The organism is Actibacterium lipolyticum (assembly GCF_900184935.1).
Taxonomy (GTDB): domain Bacteria; phylum Pseudomonadota; class Alphaproteobacteria; order Rhodobacterales; family Rhodobacteraceae; genus Actibacterium_A; species Actibacterium_A lipolyticum.
Genome location: NZ_FXYE01000002.1, coordinates 1,266,996 through 1,292,448, shown reverse-complemented (window position 1 = coordinate 1,292,448; position 25,453 = coordinate 1,266,996). Strand labels below are relative to the sequence as shown.

The 25,453-nt window shown below is 59.2% G+C and carries 23 protein-coding genes; 14 read left to right on the top strand and 9 right to left on the bottom strand.

The features are described 5' to 3' along the window. Nucleotides 1–212 precede the first annotated feature (212 nt). Entirely contained in the window at nt 213–2,525 is a 2,313-nt protein-coding gene (locus tag COL8621_RS14945) for a Hint domain-containing protein (protein ID WP_093968093.1), read from the top strand. A 3-nt stretch (nt 2,526–2,528) separates the two neighbouring features. Here the strand turns inward: COL8621_RS14945 and truB are convergent, their stop codons facing one another. Genes truB through rbfA form a run of 3 tightly spaced genes read right to left on the bottom strand, consistent with a single transcriptional unit; the run spans nt 2,529 to nt 4,634 of the window. Beyond that, entirely contained in the window at nt 2,529–3,434 is a 906-nt protein-coding gene (gene truB / locus COL8621_RS14940; protein WP_093968092.1) for a tRNA pseudouridine(55) synthase TruB, read from the bottom strand. A 56-nt stretch (nt 3,435–3,490) separates the two neighbouring features. Then, a complete protein-coding gene (locus COL8621_RS14935; protein WP_093968091.1) occupies nt 3,491–4,234 on the bottom strand; it encodes a phosphodiester glycosidase family protein in 744 nt (247 codons plus the stop codon). After that, nucleotides 4,221–4,634, bottom strand: a complete 414-nt coding sequence (gene rbfA / locus COL8621_RS14930; protein ID WP_093968090.1) for a 30S ribosome-binding factor RbfA — start codon at nt 4,632–4,634, stop codon at nt 4,221–4,223. Before rbfA ends, COL8621_RS14935 begins: the two co-directional genes overlap by 14 nt. Nucleotides 4,635–4,735: 101 nt before the next feature. Between rbfA and dapB the strand changes: the two genes are divergently transcribed. Continuing rightward, the gene (dapB, locus tag COL8621_RS14925) at nt 4,736–5,545 is read left to right on the top strand and encodes a 4-hydroxy-tetrahydrodipicolinate reductase (protein ID WP_093968089.1); all 810 of its coding nucleotides are present in this window, start codon (nt 4,736–4,738) and stop codon (nt 5,543–5,545) included. A gap of 4 nt (nt 5,546–5,549) precedes the next feature. Here dapB and COL8621_RS14920 read toward each other — a convergent pair whose 3' ends face one another. Together COL8621_RS14920 and COL8621_RS14915 are read right to left on the bottom strand one after the other, a co-directional pair. Further along, a complete protein-coding gene (locus COL8621_RS14920) occupies nt 5,550–5,951 on the bottom strand; it encodes an NUDIX domain-containing protein (protein WP_093968088.1) in 402 nt (133 codons plus the stop codon). Beyond that, entirely contained in the window at nt 5,935–6,111 is a 177-nt protein-coding gene (locus tag COL8621_RS14915; protein ID WP_093968621.1) for a DUF1674 domain-containing protein, read from the bottom strand. Before COL8621_RS14915 ends, COL8621_RS14920 begins: the two co-directional genes overlap by 17 nt. Nucleotides 6,112–6,189: 78 nt before the next feature. Here COL8621_RS14915 and COL8621_RS14910 point away from each other — a divergent pair, with 78 nt between their 5' ends. From COL8621_RS14910 to COL8621_RS14860, 11 genes are all read left to right on the top strand, one after another. Beyond that, on the top strand, nt 6,190–7,470 hold the full coding sequence (locus COL8621_RS14910) for an RsmB/NOP family class I SAM-dependent RNA methyltransferase (RefSeq protein ID WP_093968087.1): 1,281 nt from the start codon (nt 6,190–6,192) through the stop codon (nt 7,468–7,470). 125 nt (nt 7,471–7,595) lie between these two features. Beyond that, nucleotides 7,596–9,353 (top strand): heparinase II/III family protein, encoded by a 1,758-nt coding sequence (locus COL8621_RS14905; RefSeq protein ID WP_235823893.1) that lies wholly within the window; start codon nt 7,596–7,598, stop codon nt 9,351–9,353. Nucleotides 9,354–9,375: 22 nt separating this feature from the next. After that, on the top strand, nt 9,376–10,965 hold the full coding sequence (purH, locus tag COL8621_RS14900) for a bifunctional phosphoribosylaminoimidazolecarboxamide formyltransferase/IMP cyclohydrolase (protein WP_093968086.1): 1,590 nt from the start codon (nt 9,376–9,378) through the stop codon (nt 10,963–10,965). 7 nt (nt 10,966–10,972) lie between these two features. Next, nucleotides 10,973–11,443 (top strand): signal peptidase II, encoded by a 471-nt coding sequence (lspA, locus tag COL8621_RS14895; protein ID WP_093968085.1) that lies wholly within the window; start codon nt 10,973–10,975, stop codon nt 11,441–11,443. A 53-nt stretch (nt 11,444–11,496) separates the two neighbouring features. Continuing rightward, the gene (locus COL8621_RS14890) at nt 11,497–12,024 is read left to right on the top strand and encodes a DUF3035 domain-containing protein (protein ID WP_093968084.1); all 528 of its coding nucleotides are present in this window, start codon (nt 11,497–11,499) and stop codon (nt 12,022–12,024) included. A gap of 89 nt (nt 12,025–12,113) precedes the next feature. Beyond that, complete coding sequence (locus COL8621_RS14885) at nt 12,114–13,457, top strand: M16 family metallopeptidase (RefSeq protein WP_093968083.1); 1,344 nt, start codon at nt 12,114–12,116, stop codon at nt 13,455–13,457. Further along, entirely contained in the window at nt 13,454–14,767 is a 1,314-nt protein-coding gene (locus COL8621_RS14880; RefSeq protein ID WP_370804651.1) for a M16 family metallopeptidase, read from the top strand. Before COL8621_RS14885 ends, COL8621_RS14880 begins: the two co-directional genes overlap by 4 nt. An 87-nt stretch (nt 14,768–14,854) precedes the next feature. Continuing rightward, nucleotides 14,855–16,705: a DNA mismatch repair endonuclease MutL gene (gene mutL, locus COL8621_RS14875; protein WP_093968082.1), complete on the top strand. Its 1,851-nt coding sequence runs from the start codon at nt 14,855–14,857 to the stop codon at nt 16,703–16,705. Continuing rightward, entirely contained in the window at nt 16,702–17,871 is a 1,170-nt protein-coding gene (locus tag COL8621_RS14870) for a DNA recombination protein RmuC (RefSeq protein ID WP_093968081.1), read from the top strand. The genes mutL and COL8621_RS14870 overlap by 4 nt, the downstream gene beginning before the upstream one ends. A 274-nt stretch (nt 17,872–18,145) precedes the next feature. Further along, nucleotides 18,146–19,558 (top strand): hypothetical protein, encoded by a 1,413-nt coding sequence (locus COL8621_RS14865; RefSeq protein ID WP_141137899.1) that lies wholly within the window; start codon nt 18,146–18,148, stop codon nt 19,556–19,558. A gap of 91 nt (nt 19,559–19,649) precedes the next feature. Then, entirely contained in the window at nt 19,650–20,042 is a 393-nt protein-coding gene (locus COL8621_RS14860; RefSeq protein WP_093968079.1) for a DUF3775 domain-containing protein, read from the top strand. Nucleotides 20,043–20,087: 45 nt separating this feature from the next. On the opposite strand, the gene COL8621_RS14855 is transcribed toward COL8621_RS14860, so the two are convergent. Together COL8621_RS14855 and COL8621_RS14850 are read right to left on the bottom strand one after the other, a co-directional pair. Further along, nucleotides 20,088–21,230, bottom strand: coding sequence for a saccharopine dehydrogenase family protein (locus tag COL8621_RS14855; protein WP_093968078.1), 1,143 nt, complete (start codon nt 21,228–21,230; stop codon nt 20,088–20,090). 143 nt (nt 21,231–21,373) lie between these two features. Beyond that, on the bottom strand, nt 21,374–21,655 hold the full coding sequence (locus tag COL8621_RS14850; RefSeq protein ID WP_093968077.1) for a DUF1330 domain-containing protein: 282 nt from the start codon (nt 21,653–21,655) through the stop codon (nt 21,374–21,376). A gap of 100 nt (nt 21,656–21,755) precedes the next feature. Here COL8621_RS14850 and COL8621_RS14845 point away from each other — a divergent pair, with 100 nt between their 5' ends. Then, entirely contained in the window at nt 21,756–22,634 is an 879-nt protein-coding gene (locus COL8621_RS14845) for a LysR family transcriptional regulator (RefSeq protein ID WP_093968618.1), read from the top strand. Here the strand turns inward: COL8621_RS14845 and COL8621_RS14840 are convergent. Both COL8621_RS14840 and COL8621_RS14835 read right to left on the bottom strand, forming a co-directional pair. Continuing rightward, the gene (locus COL8621_RS14840) at nt 22,629–23,330 is read right to left on the bottom strand and encodes a response regulator transcription factor (RefSeq protein WP_093968076.1); all 702 of its coding nucleotides are present in this window, start codon (nt 23,328–23,330) and stop codon (nt 22,629–22,631) included. The genes COL8621_RS14845 and COL8621_RS14840 overlap by 6 nt on opposite strands. Beyond that, nucleotides 23,327–25,252, bottom strand: coding sequence for a hybrid sensor histidine kinase/response regulator (locus tag COL8621_RS14835; RefSeq protein WP_093968075.1), 1,926 nt, complete (start codon nt 25,250–25,252; stop codon nt 23,327–23,329). The genes COL8621_RS14840 and COL8621_RS14835 overlap by 4 nt, the downstream gene beginning before the upstream one ends. Nucleotides 25,253–25,453 lie beyond the last annotated feature (201 nt).

The window sequence follows — 25,453 nt, the reverse complement described above, 5'->3', positions numbered from 1 at the left end:
GCGGGCAAACGTGCTAAAACCTATACGAAAGAGACATATTTAGCTCAAAATACTTGTTTGTTCAGCGCAAAAACGCCGTAAATTTCCAATAGATATTTCAGCAGGCCGGGTGTGGCCGACGTGTCTGGTCAATTGTTTAGGCCACAAGTTTGAAATTCCTCATTTAGTCGCCGTGTTTTGGCGGGTTGAGGGCGTAACGAGAGCATGTTGAAGTGGTAAACAACACAAGCACGAACCCAGCGACAGAACAGGACCAGACCCTTACTGGTTCGGCGACCGAAGATAACCTTTCGGGCGGTCTGGGGAACGACATCATTTCTGGTGGCGCAGGTGATGATGTTCTGCGTGGGGACTCTGCACCTGTTGGTGCGTGGCATTACGAAGCTTTCGATTACAACTTCCTCGAAATCGCCGGGCAGGCCTTTGATATCGAAAGCGGCACCCGGATCGGGTCGGGCTATGTCACCGACTTCGATGTTTCGAACCTGACAAATACTCTTCGCGGTACGCCGGGCGCTGATCCTAATGATTTCGGCATCGTCCTGACCACCACGCTGGACGTAAGCGCGACAGGCGGCGGCACCTATCGGATCGCCACGGCGTCGGATGACGGCTCTACGGTTCAAATCTTCGATTCCAGCGGGAACTTGGTGCAGTTCACGAACCAAGACGGTTCGACCGCTGATTTCATGGACAACGATTACCATCAGGGCACAACGACCCGGTATGGCGATGTTGTGTTGGACCCGAACGAAACCTACACGATCCAGATCCGGTATTGGGAAAACGCTGGCGGTGACGAACTGACAGCCACGATTACCGGGCCAGATACGGCGGGTACCGAAAACCTTTTGACATCCAGCATGCTGGGCACACCGCCCGGCCCGGAATATAGCGTGACGGGTACGCCTGCTGGTGTGGAAGGTAACGACACCATCGAAGGTGGTGGCGGCAACGATACCATCTATGGCGACGGCGGCGATGATATCATCTATGGCGATACCGCAGGTACAGCTGACGGCGTGGTCATCTATGAAGAAAACTTCGACACAGGTGCCCCCGGTTGGACGGCCACGACGGTAACCGACAACCCCAGCCTGACAGACAACTCTGACCCATATTTCGGCTCTGTTTTGGGGCGGGTTCAGGGCACGACGACAACGAACGACGTTGAACTGTCGCGCACGGTCAACCTTGATCCCGGATATACCAGTGCGATCATCGAATTCGATTTCCACCGGATCGACAGCTGGGACAACGAAGCAATCCAGTTCTATGTCGACGGACAAGAGATCTTTTCGACCACGTTCTGGGCCAACGATTATTCTGGAATAACCTATACCAGCTCGGTCGTCGTTAACGGTGCCACCTATAACCTCACCATGGAGGCGACCGGCCCCGCTGATAATCTGGGTTACGCAGGTGGGCAAACCTATCTGGTCGACCAGACGTTCCATGTACGGATCGAGGTTGTGAATGCGCCTGATTCACTTGTGTTTGGCATTGGGTCGACCCTTGATCAGGCCATCTCTGACGAAAGCTACGCGCTTGATAACTTCATCATCGCCTCTACGGATGATCTGACGATCGATCCCTCGGCCATTGTTGCCGGCGGTGGTGCAGACACGATTTACGGTGGCGACGGCGACGATATTATCTTCGGTCAGCAGGGCGATGACTTCATTTCCGGCGATGCCGGTGAAGACCGCGTTGACGGCGGCAGCGGCGCCGACACGATCAACACTGGCGATGATCGGGATATCATCATTGCAGGTGCTGGCGATGTCGTTGACGGCGGCGAAGGCGGTGATGACTTTGACCGTTTGTTCGTCGACGATCCGGGCGCGGTCGTTACCTATGATGCCAACCCGGAAAACGGGACCGTAACGTTCAGTGACGGGTCTACGATGACCTTCACGAACATCGAAAAGGTGATGGTGCCCTGTTTCACCCCCGGTGCGATGATTGAAACCGCCCGTGGCGACGTATTGATCGAAAATCTGCGCGTGGGCGACATTGTCGTGACGCGGGATCATGGCCTTCAGCCCGTGCGCTGGATCGGTCAGCGGCTGGTCGATGGCCCGATGCTGGCGTTAAGCCCATACCTGCATCCGATCCGCATTCACGCGAACGCGCTGGGCGACGGGTTGCCCCGGCGCGATGTCATCGTTTCGCCGCAGCATCGCATGCTGATAAGCAGTGCTGCGACCCAGCTTTACTTCGCTGAAGAAGAAGTGCTGGTCGCCGCCAAGCATCTGACCCATCTGCCGGGCATTGAACGCGTGGAAGTGGCCGAGGTGTTCTATATCCACCTGATGTTCGACGCGCATGAAATCATTCGCGTTGATGGCGCATGGAGCGAAAGCTTCCAACCCGGCGAAGCGCTTCTTCACAGCGTCGATCAGGACATTCTCGAAGAGCTGTTCGAACTGTTCCCCAGCCTTGCGACGCGACATGGCCGCGAAGCTTATACCAGCGCGCGCCGCACGCTTAAGCGGTACGAAGCGTCAGTTGTTTATGCGTAAACGTTACTGGTTGAAGACCCGGCTGGGGTGAAGTTCACCTGCTTTGTAAACCCCAACGGCGACAGCTTTGCCATCCAACGATGCCCAAGCCTCGTCGCCGTATTCCACGTCAGAGGTCAGAACCATGCCGGGGTTGCCATTGCGCAACCGTGTGGCGCCTTCGGGCGTGCACATCAGTTCGGGCAAGTCGGCCAAGCCTTCTTCCAGCGGCTTCAGGTATTGATCCAGATCCGGGGATTTCGCCTGTTCTTGGATCAAATCCATCGTGATGCCATCTTCGGCGTCGAATGGGCCGGACCACAGGCGCCGCAGCTTTAGCACATGACCGTGGCACCCCAACGCTTCGCCCAGATCGCGGGCGATAGACCGGACATAACCACCCTTGCCACAGACCATATCCAACACAACATGATCGGCATCGGGGCGTGACACGAAGCTAAGTTCATCCACATACAGCGGGCGGGCGGCGATTTCGAAGTCTTCGTCGTCGCGGGCCAGTTTGTACGCGCGTTCACCATCAATCTTTACGGCGCTGAACTTGGGCGGCACCTGCATGATATCTCCGGTAAAGCCGGGCAGGGCGGCGGTAATCTGTTCATCTGTTGGGCGGGCATCGCTTTCGGCAATCACTTGGCCTTCGGCGTCGTCGGTGTTGGTTGCCTGACCCAGCCGCACAGTAAAACGATAAGCTTTCAGCGCGTCGGTGATATAGGGCACGGTCTTTGTCGCCTCGCCCAGCGCGATGGCCAGAACGCCGGTCGCTTCGGGGTCTAGGGTACCTGCGTGGCCCGCCTTTTTGGCGTCAAACGCCCAGCGCACCTTGTTGACGACCGCGTTCGAGGTAACCCCGGCGGGTTTGTCGACAATCAGCCAACCAGAAATATCGCGTCCCTTGCGGCTGCGGCCCATGTGCCCGACTCCGTTTTGATATGAGGCCCGCGTGCTATCGAAGCGGGCGGTGCCCGTCAACGGGTCTGCGGTGAAACTGTACCGATGATCGGCCCCAATGCGAAACCGGCATCACTGCGCCCGATGTCAGGCGCGTAAATGCGCGAGACATTGCCATCCAGAAACAGCGCATTTGGGGTTTTCAGTTCGTCACGAAACAACCGCCCGAATTCGTGGAATGTAACAGCGCGGTCCGAAATCGCGAAATGGACCAAGCCATCGGCCCCGACGCCAACGCCATTGCGGATATAACGCGACGTGCTGTCGACCAGAAACCGGGGGTGAAGTTTGCCGTCGATCACCAGCATTGGGCCGGATTGAGTGGCGTGAATGCACGCGGGCGGCGCGGCGACATATTCGCGGGTTTCGATCACGTCCGCTTTGCCATCGGTGATGCACAAAAGCCCGTTTGGCAGCAGGCCGAAATTCCCCGGCCCGGCGGATGCGATGACGCGGTGCTGTTCGACGCCGTCTTCGATGTACAGGCCAACGGCAGATCGGTCTTTGTGATACATCCCGGCGTTCATTGCGAAGGTCAGGGTCTTGCCCTGCTCTTGGACAAGGTTGCGCACGCGGCCAAAGCTGCCCAATACGGCACCGTCTTCATCCAAGCGGAACAGGCGAAGCTCTTCTTCGGCGGGGTTTACCGTGCAGACCGTATAGGGGGTGCCGTCATGAGTGACGGGCGCGCAGGCGGCGCTGACCAGCGATGGGCCAAAGGCGACGACAAGGGCAAGGAGAAGCCGATTAAGCCTCGTCATCCTCGTCCTCTTCCAGATCGCGGCGCACGTTATCTTGGGACAACAGGCGGCGGGTTTCGTCCATACGGTCGAATGTTTCGTCGATCTCAAACCGGATCTCGGGCGAGAATTTCAGCGTCAGGGCCTTGGACACCGACCGGCGAAGTTCCGAACGGTTGCGGCGCAGCGCAGACAACGCCTCTTCCGCGCCTTGGCCGCCAAGGGGCAGCACAAACGCGGTTGCGATCTTCAAGTCGGGCGAGGTTCGCACTTCGCCCACGGTGATCGACATGCGGTTGAGGTCCGGGTCGTGAACATCGCCACGCGCCAGAACGTCAGACAGGGTACGCCGGATCAGTTCGCCTACGCGAAGCTGCCGTTGCGAGGGGCCACCGCCCGTGTTGAACCTATTCTTTGCCATATGCCCGATCTAGGGGATGCACTGCCGCTGTGCAAGCGAGGCTTTGCCAAGCCGCCCCTGCTCGGCTAAACGGGGCCGAAGCGAATAGATGGGAGAGTGCGATGACCGATCGGCCTGGAATTGTGATTACTGGTGCCTCTGGCCGGATGGGTCAGATGCTGATCCGCACTGTGTTGGAAAGCGATGCCGCACGCCTTGTTGGCGCTGTGGAACGCGAAGGCAATGAATGGGTTGGCCGTGACGTTGGCGAAATGATCGGAGAACGCGAACTGGGTGTTTCCATCACCGATGACCCGCTAGAGGCGATGGCCAAGGCCCAAGCCGTGATCGATTTCACCTCTCCGGCTGCGACAGTTGAATTCGCGGGCTTGGCTGCGCAGGCGCGTGCCGTCCACGTGATTGGCACAACCGGCCTGACGGATGGTGACATCCAAAAAATCGGTGCCGCCGCCCGCCACGCGGTCGTTGTGCGCGCAGGTAACATGAGCCTTGGCGTGAACCTTCTGGTGCAGCTGACCAAAAAGGTCGCCGCCGCATTGGACGAAGATTTCGACGTTGAAGTGATCGAGGCGCACCACCGCCACAAGGTCGACGCGCCATCGGGCACGGCACTGATGTTGGGCGAAGCGGCTGCCGAAGGGCGCGGCATCGACCACGCATCCAACATGGACAGCGGGCGTGACGGCATCACCGGCGCACGTGAACGTGGCAAGATCGGCTATTCCGCGATCCGGGGCGGCGATATCGTCGGGGAACATGACGTTCTGTTCGCAGGCGAAGGCGAACGCGTGATCCTGCGCCACATAGCAACCGACCGCCGCATCTTTGCCCGTGGCGCGCTGAAGGCCGCATTGTGGGGGCAGGGTAAGCACCCCGGCGAATACAGCATGGCAGATGTGCTTGGTTTCTGAGGGGCTACTGTTTCCTGTCGCGTAGAAACCCAAGCGCTTGTCGGAATGTTGCGTGCCAGTCTGCGCCGGGTTCTGCGTTTAGGGGATGCCAGAAGAATTCGAACATCAGGCCGTCATCATCGGCGCAATGATGCACCCAGTTTTCCGGCAGTGGTGCGGTGGCGCAGTCGACGAAGGCCCAGATTTGGCCGGGCGCGACCATCGCTAAACCGATGTCGTTGGTCGCGGTGGCCTGTACTCCGCTTTCCTCAAAAAGCTCTCGTTTCGCTGTTTGAGGCGGGGTTTCGCCCGCGTCTGGGCGGCCTTTGATAAGTTGCAGACCAGCTTTGGGGTGGCGAAAGGCAAGAACCTCCAGCCCATCCCGCTGTCTAAGAACGACCGCGCAGACCCTAGAAATCGATGGCAATGCCCTTCTTCTCCCAATCGCCGTAACGCACGGGTTCGGGGCCGTCGCGCCCGCCCAGCTCTTTCGGGAGGGCCTTGCTGGCCTTCTTGCGGCGCTCTTCGGCTTCGGCCAAGGCGCGGATCGCTTCGGGGGTTAGGTCTTTTTTCACGTCATCGGTCATGGCATAGCGTCCTTGTGGGCTTGCTTTCCTTGATATACGCCGTGGCGGATCGGCGGCAAGCGCATAGGGGATCATCACATGGCAGAAGGCTTTGACAAAGCGCGCGGCAAGGCAGTGGAACTGCTGAACCTAGTGTTGGAAGAGCACCGGCAAATGGCCGAGCTGACCGGCGAAGATGGCCCACTGGGCGATATGGAACCGTCCGAGCGTGCTCGTGCGCAACGCCTGACCCTAACGACCCTGCGCAATATGGGCCGCGCCGATGCGATGCTGAAGCCGCTGTTGCGTAAACCGCCACCACCTGCCGTTCACAACGTCCTGCGTATGGCAATTGTAGAGCTGTTAGAGAATGGCGCACCCGCCCATGGCGTGGTGAACAACGCCGTCGCGATCCTGCGGCGCAATCGTAAGACGCAGCATTTGACCGGCTTGGCGAATGCCGTTCTGCGTAAAGCATCTGACATGACGCCCGAAGACTGGGCCGCTTTGCCGATGCAAAAGATGCCCGGCTGGCTGCGTGGCCGTTTGGAAAGCACCTATGGCCGCGCCGGGGTCGAAGCGATGGAGGCCGCCCATGCAAAGGGTGCCCCGCTGGATCTGACGGCAAAGGGCGGCAATGGCGCTGAACTGGCCGAAGCGTCGGGCGGTCAGTTGCTGCCAACCGGAAGCGTGCGTTTAAGCGGCCCGGTACAGGTATCGGCCCTGCCGGGTTATGGTGAAGGCGAATGGTGGGTGCAGGACGCGGCCGCCGCCATCCCGGCCAAGCTGTTAAACGCGCAACCCGGTGAACGCGTGCTGGATATGTGCGCAGCCCCCGGCGGCAAAACCATGCAGATGGCCGCGGCTGGGGCCAGCGTGACCGCGCTGGATATTTCCGAACACCGCCTTGCACGGCTAGAGGAAAACCTTGCCCGGACCGAATTGGAGGCGAAGATCGTCGTTGCCGACGCGCTGACGTGGCAACCCGACGAACCGTTTGATGCCATTTTGCTGGATGCGCCGTGTTCGGCCACCGGCACAATCCGTCGTCACCCTGATTTGCCCTATGTCCGCACGGGCAAAGACATCAAACCGCTGTTCGCACTTCAGGCGCAGATGTTGGATCACGCGCTAGAGATTCTTAAACCCGGCGGGCGATTGGTGTTCTGTACATGTTCGCTGTTGCCTGAAGAGGGCGAGAATCAGTTGAAAAACGCGCTGGATCGCCATGCGGGCCTTCACGTCACGCCAATCACTGCCCCCTGGGTCGAAGATGGCTGGCGCGACGAACTGGGCGGATTGCGCCTGCGCCCCGATATGTGGGGCGAAACCGGTGGCATGGACGGGTTTTACATCGCTGTGCTGCAAAAATCCGCCTAACGGGTTGTGGCAAATCCGGCCTAGTTCGCGTTTTAAGATTATTCATCGGTGACTCAGCGCGGACCAAAATGTATCGTCGTGCAAAGAGCAGGTTCAACCGCCACGACAGAGCAGTACCCGATACCATGGAAGGCGACGCCCTAACGGAAAGCTGGCCCGCACGAGGCAGCCGCTGGATGAACCGCTTTCATGCGCGGCTCTCTACGCTTGCCAAACCGGCAACCGCTTTTAACTCTCAGCCAGATCCACTTAGCATCGGGTCGTTTGCCCGTGGTCGTCAGTTGATTGGCGGCAATTTCCTATTCGCCGGTTTCTTGGTCGAAGCGCCCGATACGGTCATCTGGGATTTGCCGATGCCGTCGTCGGGCTTCGAAGAAGCGCTGCATGGATTCGTGTGGCTGGACGATCTTGCGGCGGTGGGTGACGGTGCGGCGCGCAAGCGTGCGCAAGACTGGACCACGCTGTGGATTGAAACGCATGGGCGTGGTCGCGGCCCGGGCTGGACCCCGGATTTGACCGCGCGGCGGATCATCCGCTGGATCAATCACGCGATTTTCCTTTTAAACGGCCAAGACACCGAAGCGTCCGAGGCATATTTTCGTTCGTTGGGGCAGCAGACGATTTTCCTAAGCCGCCGCTGGAAAAGTGCCGCGCCCGGATTGCCCCGGTTCGAGGCACTGACAGGGCTGATTTATGCGGGGCTTTCGCTGACGGGCATGCAGCGCCATGTCACGACAGCCGCCAAGGCGTTGGCGCGCGAATGCCGCGAACAGATAGACGAGGCCGGCGGCATCCCCACCCGCAACCCCGAAGAGTTGCTAGAGGTGTTTACCCTGTTGAACTGGGCGGCGGCTGCATTGTCCGGCGCTGGGCAGGTAACGCCCAAAGACCATGTTCAAGCGATCGAACGGATCGCTCCAACATTGCGTGCGTTGCGCCATGCCGATGGCAGCTTGGCGCGCTTTCACGGTGGCGGGCGAGGGGCCGAAGGGCGATTGGATCAGGCGCTTGCCGCATCTGGTGTTCGTGCCAGTGCGGGGGCCGACCTTGCCATGGGATACGCGCGCCTGTCCGAGGGGCGCACGACCGTGATCTTCGACGCAAGCGCGCCGCCCAAACCGGCCGTTTCGCACAACGCGCACGCATCAACGTTGGCGTTTGAACTGACGTCGGGGCGTCGCCCGGTGATCGTCAGTTGCGGTTCTGGCGCTTCGTTCGGGGCCGAATGGCGCAGGGCGGGGCGTGCGACGCAATCTCATTCTGTGCTGGCGATTGATGGCTGCTCTTCCTCGCGCTTGGGAGAGACGCGGCGTCTGGGCAATACCACACGGGAGCTGTTGGCGGACTCGCCCAAAGAGGTGGTGGTGGAAAGGACCGGTGGGTCCAAGGGGCAATCCATCAACGGTTGGCTCGATGGGTACGCGCGGACACATGGCCTTATTCATGCGCGCCAGCTTGACCTAAGCTTTGATGGCCGCAGCCTAAGTGGCGAGGACACGTTAGGTGCCTTTTCCGCGCCGCATCGCAAAGCCTTCGACCGGGCGATGGACGGTGTCAAACTGGCCGGCGTTCCGTTTTCGGTTCGCTTTCACCTGCATCCAGATGTTGATGCGGCGTTGGATATGGGCGGATCGGCGGTTTCCCTTGCGCTGAAAAGCGGTGAAATCTGGGTTTTCCGCCATGACGGGCACGCCGACCTTCGGCTGGATCCAAGCTTTTACCTAGAAGCGGGGCGATTGAAGCCGCGTGAATCGCTTCAAATTGTCCTTTCTTCGCGTGTGTTGAACTATGCGGCGCAGATCAACTGGACGCTCGCCAAGGCTCAGGATACACCGCAGGGCGTGCGGGACCTGGTTCAGGACGAAGGCCCGCTGCCCGACTGAACAGAACAGGAAGCTGCCCTTCATGACCGACCTCGTGCCTATCCGCCGTGCGCTTATTTCCGTATCCGACAAGACTGGGCTGATCGATTTCGCCCGCGCCCTTGATGCGCGTGGGATCGAATTGCTGTCCACCGGTGGCACGGCAAAGGCGCTGCGCGAAGCGGGGCTAAGCGTTAAGGACGTGGCCGATGTCACGGGCTTTCCTGAAATGATGGATGGCCGTGTGAAAACACTGCACCCCAAAGTGCATGGCGGCCTGCTGGCCCTGCGCGACAACGAAGAACATGTTGCCGCGATGTCCGAACATGAAATCGCGCCGATCGATCTGCTGGTTGTGAATCTTTACCCGTTCGAAGCAACGGTTGCGGCTGGTGCCGCATATGACGACTGTATCGAAAACATCGACATCGGTGGCCCCGCGATGATCCGCGCCGCTGCTAAGAACCATTCTTTCGTGAACGTGGTTGTGGATGTCGAAGATTACGACGCCCTGCTGGCAGAGCTGAACGCGAACGACGATCAAACCACTTTGGCCTTCCGTCAGAAACTGGCGCAAACCGCATATGCCCGCACCGGTGCCTATGATGCCGCTGTTTCCACATGGATGGCGTCCGCGATCGGCGAGGCTGCCCCGCGCCGCCGCGCATTCGCTGGCACGCTGGCACAGACCCTGCGTTATGGCGAAAACCCGCACCAGACGGCGGCGTTTTACACCGATGGCACGAACCGCCCCGGCGTTGCGACCGCGAAACAGTGGCAGGGTAAAGAACTGTCTTACAACAACATCAACGACACCGATGCGGCGTTTGAACTGGTTGCGGAATTCGACCCAGCCAAGGGCCCGGCTTGTGCGATCATCAAGCACGCCAACCCATGCGGCGTTGCCCAAGGCGCGACCCTGCTGGATGCGTATAAGTCGGCGTTTGACTGCGACCGTACCTCGGCCTTTGGTGGTATCATCGCGTTGAACCAACCGCTGGACGTTGAGACCGCAAAAGAGATTACCGGCATCTTCACCGAAGTCGTTATCGCCCCCGGTGCATCTGATGAAGCACGCGAAGTGTTTGCAGCGAAGAAAAACCTGCGCTTGCTGACGACCGAAGGCCTGCCAAACGTGCTGGATGGTGGTCTGACGGTGCGCCAAGTGGCCGGTGGCCTGCTTGTGCAAGACAAAGACGCTGGCTTCGTCGATATGGACGATCTTAAGGTTGTCACCGAAAAAGCCCCGACCGAAGAGCAGATGCGCGACCTTCTGTTCGCTTGGAAAGTGGCCAAGCACGTTAAATCCAACGCGATCGTATACGTCAAAGACGGCGCAACCGTTGGTGTCGGCGCGGGTCAGATGAGCCGCCTAGACTCTGCCCTTATCGCCGCCAAAAAGGCCGAACGTATGGCCGAAGCGATGGGCCTGCCTCAGCCGCTGACCATTGGCAGCGCGGTCGCATCGGATGCGTTCTTCCCATTCGCTGACGGCCTGCTAGAGGCAGCTGCGGCGGGCGCGACCTGCGTGATCCAGCCGGGCGGTTCGATGCGCGACAACGAAGTGATCGATGCCGCGAACGAAGCCGGGTTGGCGATGGTGCTGACCGGTATGCGCCACTTCCGGCACTAAGCAAACCATGCGTTTGATGGCCATAACCGCCCTTGTGGTGTTCCTGTTGGATCAGGCGACGAAATATTACGTCGTCTTCTACCTGAACCTGCAAGAGCGGCTGGCCATCGACGTGTTGCCGCCTTTCCTGAATTTCCGCATGGCGTGGAACCAGGGCGTGAATTTTGGCCTGTTTGCCAACGATGCCTCGACCATGCGGTGGGTGCTTGTTGGCTTGGCGGTTGCCATTTCCGTGTGGCTGGCGATCTGGGGTATGCGTGGGCAACACAAACCCATCGTGCTGTTTTCCATCGGTGTTCTGATTGGCGGCGCCATTGGGAATGCGGTTGACCGTGTGCTGCTTGGCGCGGTGGCTGATTTTCTGAACATGTCCTGTTGCGGTTTCCGCAACCCGTTTTCGTTCAATGTGGCCGATATTGCGATCTTTGCGGGTGCAATCGGTGTGGTGATCTTCGCCGGAGAGAAGAAGACCACGTGACGTGCCCGCAGCCATGCGATAAAGAGGGCGGAAGACGAATGAGGGAGCCCGGAATGCGTGGTGCGCGGCTAACAGTTTTGATGGTGCTGACAGCAGGGCTGGCGCTTGCCGGATGCTCTGGCGATAAACAGCCGGAATTGATGAACATCCGTTCGACCAATTCGACCCCCGATGAGTTCGCAATTCTTCCGGTGAAGCCGCTTGAGATCCCCGAAGATCTTGCCGCTTTGCCTGCGCCCACCCCCGGTGGCGCGAACCGTACTGACCCATCACCGGCGGCTGACGCGATTGCGGCGCTTGGTGGTAATCCGGCCCGCTTGGCGCAAACCGGTGTGCCGTCGTCAGAGTCTGCATTGGTGTCACAGGCCACGCGTTTTGGCGTGGCAGGCGACATTCGCCAAACGCTTGCCGCCGAAGACCTTGAATTTCGCCGCAAGAACGATGGCCGCCTGTTAGAGCGGTTGTTCAACGTATCGGTCTATTACCGCGCCTATCGCGCGCAATCGCTTGACCAGCACGCAGAGCTTGCCCGTTGGCGCCGCGCCGGTGCGCGCACCGTTGGTGCCCCGCCAAGCCAATAGTGCCGAACGGTCACATCCTTGTTGAGTGGCCTTGCACCACAGCAACTTTAGCGTAGCTTATGGCGGAACCTGTTTCCGGAGTTTTGTCTATGCCGCGCCTTTTTGGCCTATGCCTCAGTTTTCTGACGGTCCTATCCACCGCCGCCAAGGCGGATGATGTCACCAGCTTTCAACTTGATAACGGCATGGATGTTGTCGTCATCGAAGATCACCGCGCCCCGGTGGTTGTTCACATGGTCTGGTATCGCGTCGGTGCTGCGGATGAACCGCCCGGCCGTTCGGGCATCGCGCATTTTCTGGAACACCTGATGTTTAAGGGCACCGATGCATACCCCGATGGGTCGGTGTCTGACATCGTGGAGGCCAACGGCGGGTCGGACAACGCGTTCACGTCCTACGACTACACCGGATATTATCAGCGCGTCGCCGCCGACCGTCTTGGCCTGATGATGGAGCTTGAAGCCGATCGCATGACGGGCCTGACCCTAAGCGAAGCGGACGTCCTGACCGAACGTGACGTGATTCTGGAAGAGCGTAACCAACGCACCGAAAACAGTGCGGGCGCTTTGTTCGGCGAACAAAGGCGCGCGGCGCAGTTCATGAACCACCCTTATGGCATCCCGATCATTGGCTGGCGCGCGGAAATGCAGACGCTTTCACGCGATGATGCGTTCAATTTTTACCACACCTACTATGCGCCCAATAACGCCATTCTTGTTGTCGCTGGGGATGTAACCCCCGAACAGGTCCGCGATTTGGCCGAAACATACTATGGCCCACTGACCCCAAGCGACGCATTGCCTGTTCGTGCTCGCCCACAAGAGCCCCCGCAACTGGCTGAACGGCGCATCCGTTTTGCCGACCCTCGTGTGGCGCAGCCTTATGTGATCCGCACCTATCTGGTGCCCGAACGGGACCCGGGCGATCAAGAACAAGCGGCGGCGTTGGTCTTTCTTTCGAACTTGTTGGGTGGCGAAGGGGCGACCTCGCTTCTGGGTGAAAAGCTTCAGTTTGAAACCCAGCAGGCGCTTTATACGTCGGCCTTTTATGACGGCCTATCGATGGACGACACGACCTTTGGCCTTGTCATGGTCCCCGCACAGGGCGTTTCCCTGCAAGAGGGCGAGGACGCCATGGATGCTGTCATCGCCGAGTTTATGGAAACCGGTGTGGATCTGGAAAAATTCGAAAGCCTGAAGACGCAAATTCGGGCCGCGAATATCTATGCCAAAGACAACGTACAGGGCCTGGCCCGCAATTACGGAGAGGCGCTGTCAGTGGGTCTGACCGTGCAAGACGTCCAAGACTGGCCCGCCATTCTGGATGCCGTAACGCCAGACGATGTGATGGAAGCCGCGCGCACGATTTTTGATCGGCGCAATGCCGTAACCGGCTGGCTGGAACGCGAAGACACCACCGAGGTGACACAATGATCCGTTTCGTATTTGCCTGCCTCGTTTCGGTGGTGGCCGCGCTTCCGGTGCGCGCGTCTGTTGATATCCAAGAGGTAACATCGCCCGGCGGGATCAACGCTTGGCTGGTCGAAAGCCACGAAATCCCTTTTGTCGCGCTGGAAATTCGGTTCCAAGGCGGGGCTAGTCTTGATGCGCCGGGCAAGCGTGGAGCGATCAATTTCATGACTGGCTTGTTGGAAGAAGGCGCCGGTGACATGGACGCGCGCGCATTCGCCGCCGCCCGTGACGCGCTGGCGGCCAGTTTTGATTTCGATGTGCACAACGACGCGCTTTCGATCTCGGCCGAGTTTTTGACCGAAAACCGGGACGCCGCGATGGCGCTTTTGCATCAGGCGTTGATTGATCCGCGTTTTGATCAGGATGCCGTGGAACGCGTGCGCGGGCAGATCGTTTCGGTGATCCAGTCGGATGCGAAAGACCCAGACAAGATCGCAAGCACCACGTTCAGCGCGCTGGCCTTTGGCGACCACCCTTATGGCACCTCGTTGAATGGGACCGAAGAAACCATCGCCGCCCTTACGCGCGATGACATCGTCGAAGCCAAAGACCGGGTGATGGCGCGGGATCGGCTGTTCGTTTCGGCCGTGGGTGACATTTCGGGCGACGAACTGGGCGTGCTGCTGGACAAGCTGTTTGACGGCCTGCCCGAAACCGGCGCACCCTTTCCGGGCAAGGCTGAATACCAGCTTTCGGGCGGTGTGACCGTGGTGCCATTCGACACGCCGCAATCGGTTGCCGTGTTTGGGCACCAAGGAATCGAACGACACGACCCGGATTTTTTCAGTGCCTTCGTACTGAACGGGGTTCTAGGGTCCGGCGGTTTCGGGTCGCGCCTGATGGAAGAGGTCCGCGAAAAGCGCGGCCTGACCTATGGCATCTACAGCTATCTCTATTCGATGGATTTGGCAGAGCTGGTTCTGGGCCAAGTTGCCTCTGGCAATGACCGTATCGCCGAAGCGACAGAGGTTGTTCGCGCCGAATGGGCCAAAGTCGCCGCCGAAGGGATCACGCAGGAAGAACTGGATGCGGTCAAAACCTATCTGACGGGCGCTTATCCGCTTCGGTTTGATGGCAACGGCCCGATTGCGAACATCATGGTCGGCATGCAGATGGAAGGGCTGGGCGTCGATTACATCGCCACGCGGAACGACAAGGTGAATGCCGTTTCCTTGGAAGATGTAAAGAAAATGGCCGCCCGCCTTTTGGACGCAGACGCGCTGCATTTCGTTGTTGTTGGCACGCCCGAAGGGCTTGAAACCACCAACTGACATGCGAATTCTGGCGCCGGAGCCCCTGTTTCCGGCGTCAGAAACAGGCATGGTCGAATCGGCGTTGGGCGTGCTAATTATAGTGGTATGAACTCGCCCCACCCCAATATAAGCGCCGATCGGCCCGTTATTCGCCAATTGGACGATGCCGCAATCAACCGCATCGCTGCGGGTGAAGTTGTTGAACGACCAGCCTCGGCAGTGAAAGAGCTGGTTGAAAACGCGCTGGATGCCGGTGCCCGCCGGATCGAGGTTGCGGTTGCCGACGGTGGCAAGACGCTGATCCGCGTAACGGACGATGGTCACGGCATTGCGGCACAGGATTTGCCGCTGGCCCTGTCGCGCCATGCCACGTCAAAGATCGACGGAAGCGACCTGCTGAATATTCACAGTTTTGGTTTTAGGGGCGAAGCCTTGCCATCGCTGGGTGCGGTTGGACGGCTGACCATTACGTCCCGTGCTGGCGACGAAGCGGCGACAATTTCGGTTTCCGGCGGCGCGATGGCCCCCGTCAAACCCGCCGCGCTTAGCAAGGGCACCGTGGTTGAGCTGCGCGATCTGTTTTATGCGACGCCCGCGCGGCTGAAATTCCTGCGATCTGATCGGGCAGAGATGCAGGCCATATCTGACGTGATCAAACGGCTGGCGATGGCGGAACCGTTTGTCAGCTTCATCTTGCGCGATGTCTCTGGCGGCGGCGAAGGGCGCGTGACGTTCCGCGCCGACAGCGAAACCGGCGATATGTTTGACGCATTGCGCGGGCGCCTGTCGCGTGTGCTGGGGGCTGAATTCGCCGACAATGCGCTGCCAATTGATGCCGAACGCGAAGGGCATCACCTGACGGGCTATGCCGCCTTGCCGACCTATTCGCGTGGCTCTTCTGTGGCGCAATACCTGTTTGTGAATGGCCGCCCTGTGCGTGACAAGCTGTTGATCGGTGCGTTGCGCGGGGCCTATTCTGATTTCCTTAGCCGTGATCGCCACCCCGCTGCGGTGTTGTTCATCGACCTTGATCCCCACCGCGTTGATGTGAACGTACACCCCGCAAAGTCCGAGGTCCGTTTCCGCGACCCCGGCGTTGCGCGTGGGCTGATCGTTTCGGCGCTGCGCCATGCGTTGGCCGAAGCTGGGCACCGGGCATCGACCACTGTTGCAGACGCGACCCTTGGCGCGATGCGGGCAGAGCCGACCGGTGGTTTTCCCCCGCGGGTTTACCAGATGGACCGTCCCTCGCACGGGGCGATGACAGCCAGCTATGCCGCCCAAGCGCCAGAGGCCCCTTCGATGGGGTTTGCAGAGGCTTCCTTCCCCTCGGCCCGCGTTGAAGAGGTTGCGGAACCCGCACAAGAACCCGCGCACCTGCCACTGGGTGCTGCCCGCGCGCAGGTCCACGAAAACTATATCATCGCGCAGACGGCGGATGGCATCGTGATCGTCGACGGCCACGCCGCGCACGAACGGTTGGTGTATGAAAAACTGAAACGTCAGATGGCCGAAAACGGCGTTGCCGCGCAGGCGCTTTTGATCCCGGAAATTGTCGAGATGTCCGAAGGTGACTGTGCCCGGCTGTTGGAAATTGCCGATGATCTGGCGCAGCTTGGGCTTGGGCTGGAACCGTTCGGCGGCGGCGCGATTGCCGTGCGTGAAACCCCCGCCATTCTGGGCGAGGTGAACGCAAAGGCGATGCTGCGCGACATTCTGGATGAATTGGACGATATGGGCGACAGCCAAACGGTGAAGTCGCGGATCGAAGCGATCCTATCGCGTGTTGCCTGCCACGGTTCCATCCGCACGGGCCGCTGGATGCGCGGCGAAGAAATGAATGCCCTGCTGCGCGAGATGGAGGCAACGCCCCATTCCGGCCAATGCAACCACGGGCGCCCCACGTATGTGGAGCTGAAATTGTCAGATATTGAGCGGCTGTTTGGGCGGACATGATACAAATTGGTGACCAAACTTTCGCGTGGAATGACCCTATCGTTCTGGCCGCTGCAGCCGGGGCATTTGTGGTGTTTCTGGTTTTGCTGATGCTGTTTATGACGGTTCGTCGTGCGGGCCGTTCGGCAGATATGGCCGCGCCGATGATTTATCAGATGGATCAACTGGGCCAGCGGGTTCAGATGCTTTCTGACGGTCAGCAGCAACTGGCCGGTGGGCTGAACCACGTTTCAGAAGCGCAAGCCGCAAGCCAGACGAACATGCTGCAACTGATGGAACGGCGGCTGGCCGAGGTGACCAAAACCATGGGGGAAAACCTGCATGGAACCGCCACACGCACCGCACGCAGCCTAGGAGAGTTGCAGCAGCGGCTTGAAACCATCGACAAAGCACAAGCGAATATCGAAAAGCTGTCGGGCGATGTGCTGAGCCTTCAGGACATTCTGTCAAACAAACAAACCCGCGGCGCGTTCGGCGAGATTCAGTTGAATGACATCGTGTCCAAGGCCCTGCCAAAGGACAGCTATACCCTGCAGGCGACGCTTTCCAACGGCAAGCGGGCCGATTGCTTGATCCACCTGCCGAACCCGCCAGGCCCCATTGTCATCGACAGCAAATTCCCCCTAGAGGCTTACGAGGCGCTGCGAAACGCCGACACCCAATGGGAATTGAACGAGGCCGCAAAGGCATTGCGCGTTTCGGTTAAGGGCCACATCAAGACGATTTCGGACAAGTACATTCTGGACGGTGAAACCGCCGACGGCGCGTTGATGTTCCTGCCCTCCGAAGCTGTCTATGCAGAGCTGCACGCGAATTTCCCTGAAATCGTGCGCGAAGGTTTCGAAGCGCGCGTTTGGATCGTATCGCCGACCACCTGCATGGCCACGCTGAACACGATGCGGGCGATCCTTAAGGACGCGCGGATGCGCGAACAGGCCGGTGCAATCCGCAAAACTCTGCGCCTTTTGCACCGGGATGTGGAAATCGTGGTTCAGCGCGTGGACAAGTTGAACACGCATTTCACCCAAGCGCGCGGGGATCTGGACGGGATTACCACAGCCGCAGAACGCGCAGGTAAACGCGCCGCAAAGCTGGATAATTTCGACTTCGAAGAGCTTTCCCCAGAGGAAGACAACCGCGTTGTGCCGCTGACCAAAGCGGACTGAACGCGCGCTCACACCCTGTCAAATTCGCGTGTCGCCGATCATTGCGCGGGCGATTTCGTGTAAGGTTTCTTCATTACAGAAATACATTTCCTTGCCCGTCTGCATTTTTCTGGCGGGCGCATTCCAGCGTTTTCACAAGTTTTATTTTAGGAGTTTATTGATGCGACACGCCCTTATTCCCGCCGTTTTGACGGCGGCCCTTTCAGCACATTCAGTCAACGCAGATTCACTTCGGTTTGAGGCAATCTGGCACTCGGGAACGGGGAGCAACATTGTGTCCGAACCGCTTGACCACGCGGCGTTTGTTCAGCGCGGTGACGAACTGACAAGCGACGGTCTGCGCCTGATTGACGTCGAAAGTGAGGTTGTTGACGGAACCCGCCTATATTCGGGTCTTTGGGTCAGTGGCAGCGGATCGAACCTGTTTGATGGTCCGATGGGCCCGATTGACCTGCGCGAACAGATGATTGCGCGCCGCGAGCAGGGCTTGCGGCTGGTTGATTTTGAGATTTTCCGCAGGACAAACGGCGGGCGCCAGTACCTTGCCGTTTGGCGCCCGGGTTCTGGCACCGAGATATTGACCGGCCCGATGGAGCAGGCCGCGTTCTTTGCGCGCGGTGAAAGCCTGACGGCAGACGGGCTGCGCCTGATCGATGTAGAGGTGGAGCGCCATCAGGGGCGCGTACTGTATTCGGGGCTGTTCCAAACCGGCACCGGGTCGAATTTCATCACCGCCCCCAGACGGCGCAGTGCTTTCGTCGCTCAACGCGATGAATTCGTGGCGAGTGGTCTGGAACTTGTCGATGTTGAACGGATTCGCCTGAACGGGGTGAACCAGTTCGTTGGCGTTTGGGCGTCCGGTCCGGGCGAAAGTCAGTTTTCCTTGCCGCGTACATTCGACAAATTTGTGGAGTTCGGTGTGGCAAAGATCGCCGATGGGTTTCGGACCATGGATATGGAGCTTCGTCTGAGAAGCGGCATGCCGGACGAGCCTGAAAGACCCGACCCCGACGATTCAGAAGACCCAACAGGCGAATTGCCAGATAACCCGCCAGAGATTTCCATCGTCAGTGGGGATGTCCTGACCGTTGACTTCAGCCTTGTCGAAGGGCTGGCCCAGCTTGAATTTCCGGCTGCGAACTTGCCTGAATGGTTGCCCCGCAATGACGGAGAGATTCTGCTGCCAGATGCATTTTGTGGGCTGAACCTACGTCGGGCCGATTCCATTTTCTGGCAGGTTCCGGGCGATGATGCGGTGGATGATTTCCCGTTTGTTTCAACCGAAGAGGTTGCCGCGCTTGGGGATGATTTCTTTTTGGGCGGGGTAGAGTTCGGCGGCCCGATTGGGGCCTGTGCCGGGCCGTTCATCCCGTGGCAATTCCCTCAGCCTTTCCTTGAGGATGCGCCGTTTTTCGAACCGCTGCCCAATATGACCCTTCGCATCCAGCTTGGCGGAGATGGTGAGGTGCGGTTCAAAGAAAACGGCACACCGAACGAAGAAATCCTGTCCCCTCGGGCGCTATACACGGACAGCACGTTCGCGGCATTGCTGGACATCCTAGAGACCTTTGACCCGACCAGCCCGAACCCGGCCTATTGCGACGGCATTGACGACTATTTCGTGCACCTTTGCCAAACGACCCCCGGCCAATGCCCGGTCGATGATGGCCCTCCCCCAACCTGCTGATCCACGAAGGAAGCGGCTTCGGCCGCTTCCCTCTTGTGCAATCGTGACAGAGGGCACAGACTGGTTTCAAGCAATACTGGAGGAGATCCTAATGCTTGATATCAGTCCAAAGAAAGTCGCTCACGTTGCGGTGCGGGCACGTGAGATTGATGCCAAGGTCGCCAGATGGGACAGCCCCGGCGACGTTGCGGATGCCGACACAATTCTGGAAGCACGCGCCGGTGATGCCACGGAAAGTGAGCTGCGGGCGTTCATCGAAAGCCTAAATTCGGACGAGCAGGCCAGCCTTGTTGCGGTCATGTGGATCGGGCGCGAAACCTTCGGCGTCGATGATCTGGCCGAGGCGATTCAGACTGCCAAAGACGAGGCCGACACGCCGACCGCCAACTACCTGTTGGGGATACCGCTTTTGTCTGACTACCTTGAGGCGGGCCTAAACGCGCTTGGTCACGATGTCAGCGATCTGGAAGACGATTTTTACTAACGCGTTCTATTCGGTCAGGTTGGAGGCTTGGCGCCTCCACCCCCATTATTTCAGATGATCAACGACCTGCACGTGTTGCGCCAGCCGATCAACGGTTTCCATCCACCGCTTGATCAATTTCGGGTCGTGCGGCGCGGCGCTGACGCCTGCGGGGATTTCATGGTTCTGCACAGCCTCAACCGCCAGTGAAACCGGCCCCGAAACCAACCGCGCCATCGCGGAACCGCGGGCATCGCCCCAGGCGTCCATCGTGTATGTCTTGTGATAAACCGGCACGCCTTCTTTGCTGGCCTTAAGGGCGACGCACATGACAACGCGGTCTGGTTCGCCTTCGCCATAGGCGTTTTCGGCCCAGAACTGATCAGACATTGCTTGCAGACGGGTTTCCCCGTCGGCGTCGTCCAGCGTTTCGATTTCTTCGAACACCTTGGCCCATGCGTCGGCCCAGCCGTTCAGGCGCATCGTGCCGCGCACGAATTCCTTTACCTTCCACGTCGGTTCGAACCCGTATTCCGCCATGAACGGCAGCGAGTCGCGATTTGGGTAAACCTCAAAACTTTCGGGTTGTTCCAGCGGCGCGATATAGCTTGTTAGCGCGTGCCAAGGCCGTTTTACTGAAAGTTCGGTAAAGTCGCGGATCGACCGGGACGGGGCGCGCAGCGCCTTAAGCACGCCAAGCGGTGACCAACTGAATTTGTACCGAAACGGGTTTGGCTGTTTAGGCACGCCGCCGCAGTAAGAAATGAACTCATACTCGTTCGCAGGGTCATAAGCCCCCGAGGCGCGATAATCGGCCATCAGCCAATGCGCCATGACGTGATCAATGCCGGGATCAAGCCCAACCTCGTTCACCAATGCGACGCCGGCGTCACGGGCCGAATCGTCCAGAGCGCGCATCTCGGGCGCGATATAGCTGGAGGATACGAAATGCGCGCCCTTGCTGATGGCCAGCTTTGCAAGTGGGACATGCCAGTCAGCGGGCAGCATAGAGACGACGATATCGCCCTTGCCCAGCACAGTGGCGAGTGCGTCTTTGTCGAACGGTTTGATGTTGTCGGTCAGGTCGCCCACGGCCTGGGTGGCTTTGTCGACGCTCCGGTTCCAGACGGTGACGTCGTGACCATTTTCAATCAGTTGCCTAAGGCCGGGAATTGCTGAAAGCCCGGTTCCGCACCAGTGAATGGTCATGTTCGCCCCTTTTGCTTATGTTTTGGTGCCGCCATCCAAACTGACAACTGTGAGGCGCGAGGGCAAGAATGACTTTGGCCAATTATGCCTTATGAGACAAGAGTATCACGCGCTTTTGGTCGCGTGATACGAGGTGGCAAGCCCTAGCCGACAAGGATGATGGATGAATCACCAGCTCCACGGCGCAAGGCATGAACTGGCGCAAGTTCGGGGTCGTTAATCCATGCCAAAGCCGCGTCTTTGTCGGGAAACGACAGCACTCCGGCCAAGTCAGGCAGACCAAGCGACCCTTCGAACGAGGTTGGCGTCTTAGAGGCAGCTTCAAGTTTGCCGCCGTGCTTGGTCAACGCGTCGCCCGCCTTGTCGCGATACGCTGCTAGGGAATCTGGATTGTCGATCTTGATGTAAACCAGTGCGTAAATCATCGGTTGGTCCTTTCCGGTTGAAGACAAGGCGACAGATAGGTCGCATCAGCGCATGCGAAAACGCGTGATTTTTCGTGTCGACCATGCAAAAATGCACGGCATGCGTGAGGATTGGGATAACCTAAGGACGGTGCTGCAACTGGTGCGCCACGGCTCGCTCGCGGGGGCGGCGAAGGCGCTGGGGGTTAGTTACACCACGGTTTCGCGCCGGGTCGCAGCGGCAGAGGAGAGTTTTGGCACCCCGCTGTTTGAGCGGTTGCAGGCCGGCTATGCCCCGACCGAAGCTGGGCGAAGTGCCGCGCGCCACGCAGAACAGATGGAACAGGCCGAACTGGCCCTTCGCCGCGAATTGGCCGCGCGTGATACTGCGTTGACTGGCCCGCTGGTGATTACCGCGCCGCAACTTTTGATCGCGTCGCATCTGTGCCACGTCATTGATGCCTTCCTTGAAAAGCACCCGGGTGTGGAACTGACCATACGCGCCACGAATGAATTGTTGGACCTGAACAACCGCGAGGCCGATCTGGCCATTCGCATCAGTGACACACCGGGCGATGATCTGGTCGGGCGGCGGTTGGCGCGGCAACACACAGCTTCATTTGCATCGCCGGATTATGCCAGCAAACTGCAAGACAATCCCGGCGATATGATTGACTGGCTTGGCTTCACATTCTGGCAAGATCCGCCCAAAGCCGCGATGGCGCTGAACCCCAACCAACGGGTGCGGATGCGGTTTGACGATATGTCTGCGCTGATTGGTGCGGCGCAGGCCGGGCTGGGCGTGGCGCGAATGCCGATGTTTGTGGGGCGTGCGGCAGGCGGTTTGATGCAGGTGCCGATTTTGCCGCCACAGCAGTATCACGATATTTGGGTGCTATCGCATCGCGACCTGAAAGACGCGGCCAAGTTGCGGGCGTTCAAGGATATGCTGGTGCCGTATTTCGCGGCGCATAAGGATGATTTCGTGGGTGTTTCATGACCACGAAACATCGCCAAGAAAGATATACCCGGCCCCATAGATCGTTTTAATCAGGCGCGGGTTTCGCGGATCTTCGTCAAGCTTGGTACGCAGGCGTGAAATGCGCACATCCATCGCGCGGTCAAAGCTTTCGCCAGCGGCCCCACCAAGGCTTTCCTGCATTTGAGCGCGTGATACCAGCCGCTTTGGGCTTTCCAGAAATAGGCGCAGAACTTCGCCCTCGGCATGAGAGAATGGAACCTCGCGCCCATCCGAGGCTTCCAGAACATAGCGATCGAAATACGCGACCCAGCCTTCGAAATGCGCGGTTGTGGCGGCGGTTCCCGCCTCCCTCCCTTTGCGCAGGCGCGCGCGGACGCGGGCGACAACCTCGGCCGGTTCGAAGGGTTTGATGATGTAATCGTCAGCGCCAAGTTCCAGCCCCGTCACACGGTCCTGCACCTGTGCCCGCCCCGAGATGATGATGATCGACGCGCCAGATTCCAGCGCCAAACGATGCACCAACGCCAGCCCGTCTTTGTCGGGCAGGCCAAGATCAACAAGGCAGACATCGGGCGCGGTGCGCGACAAGGCGGCCTCAAACTCTGTGGCGCGCCCAAAGCTGGCGGTGCGAAAACCGGCCTCGCCCAATGCGTCTGACAGCATTTGGCGGATTTGCGGTTCGTCATCCAAAATGGCGATCATCGGTGCGCTCATGCGGCTTGCTCCGTGGTTAGGAACCCGGCAAGCGCGTCTTGCGTGAAGGGCTTTGTGATTAGCGGATAGCGTGCGGCGGCGGCACGGCGGATTTCATCAGATGGCGGAAGCGAAGTCATCAACAGCGTGCGCGCCGGGTGCTGCCCGTCGGCTAAGGCGTTCAGCAGGTCAAACCCGGTGCGTGACCCGCCAAGCATGATGTCTGACAAGATCAGATCGATGCCGGGTATTTCGGCCAACTGTTCTGCTTCATCCGCACTGGCGGCTTCGATGACGTTGTGGCCGATCTGGGTCAGCATCTCGCGGACGATTTCGCGGATATCGGGCGAGTCTTCGACCAAAAGCACCAGCTTAGGCTCTGTATCTTCAGAGGCACGGCGCAGCGGCAGGCTTAGCGTGACAAGCGCGCCGTGATCCGTATTTGACAGTTTTAACCGCCCGCCGCACAGCTTTGTCACATCATAAACCATCGACAGGCCCAACCCCGATCCTTCTTCGCCTTTGGTGGTGAAAAATGGGTCAAGAGCCCGTGTTAGAGCCTCTTCGCTAAACCCCGGCCCGGTGTCTGCGACGGTGATTTCGACCCAAGTGTCACCAAGAGAACGGGCCGACAAGGTGATCTGACCGGGGGCATCGCCGATGGCGTCGCGCGCATTCAGGATGAGGTTCAAAAGGGAATCTTGCAGCCCTCCAGCATCCAACATCAGAGGGCTGGGAAATAGATCGGTCGCGACGGTTAGCGTAACGCCATTGGGCAGCGTCGGCGCGGCCATCGTATGCAGGTCGGCCAGAAACGCGGGCAGGTCGGTTGGCGTGGGGTGCATGGCCCGCCGCCCCGTGATGGAGGCGATGCGGTTCAGCAAATCGCCACCGCGCCGTGCGGCGGCTTGGGTCGCGGTAATCAGTTCTTGCGCGTCAGCGGTGGGCGCGATGCGGGCCAACCGTCCCTGAAGGCCAAGGATGATCGTCAAAAGATTTGCGAAGTCATGCGCCAGCCCGCTGGTCAACTGTGCGGCCAGTTCACGTTTACGGGTTTGGGCCAATGCGGCGCGGGCCTGTGCTTCGTCCGTGACATCCATCGACAGGATATAGACGCCAAGAACGGTGCTATCGGGGCCGATTTCCGGGGTGAAGGCGGCGCGGATACGGCGGCCGCTTTCTTCGTGGTTGAACTCAAACACGCTGGCCTCTCCAGCAAGGGCGCGGTCCAAGTTCGGCTGGATACGGCTAAACGCTTCGTCGCCAAGGGCATCGCCGATGAACGAGCCGACAATGTCGGAGGGCCGGCTTGGCATCACCGCGTTTAGTTTGCGGTTTGAATAAGTGTAACGCCCATCTGGCCCGACATGCGCGATGTGGGCGGGCATCATTTCCGTCACCATCCGGGTGCGGGCTTCCATTTCGGTCAGTTGGCGCTTTGCTTCTTCCAGCGCGGCGTTGCTGGCGGCAAGTTCGCGGTTGGTTTGTGACAGTTGTTCAGCATGGGAAAGCAATTGGCCAGACAGTTCGACAGACCGCGCGCGCAACAGCTTTTCCTGCCGTTTGATGCCTGTGATGTCGGTATAAACCGTGACCCAACCCCCTTGGGGAAGAGGGCTACCTTCTACCGAGATTGTGCGGCCATTCGCGCGGGTGCGTTCCATGTAATGGGCCTGAAACGCGCGGGCCTGTTCAACGCGGGTGGCGATGAAACCTTCGGGGTCGTCAACTTCGCCATATTCGCCGCACTCAACCAAATAACGGATCGTGCCCTCGAATGATGCACCGGGCGTGACATGTTCGACGGGCAGGTTGAACATTTCGCGAAAGGGGCGGTTGCTGATCACAAGCGTCAGGTCGGCGTCATAGATCGAAAGCGCCTGCTGAATAAGGTTCAGCCCGGCTTCTGTCATGCGCGTGCGTTCGGTTTCTGATGACGCCATTGCGACCTCCCGTTCCTGATATGGCTAGCACTGCCAAAAGGTGGCGAAAAGGGGCACTGGCGCGCCGTTACAATTCGTAAGGATTGGGAAAAAGTCAGGAAAAGTTTGACGGCGACTCAGAAAAGGTCACGCTAAGTGGACGTAAGAATCGCACCAATAGCGATCAGCGTCGTCGGATCATCCGACGCAGGGAGGAGAAAA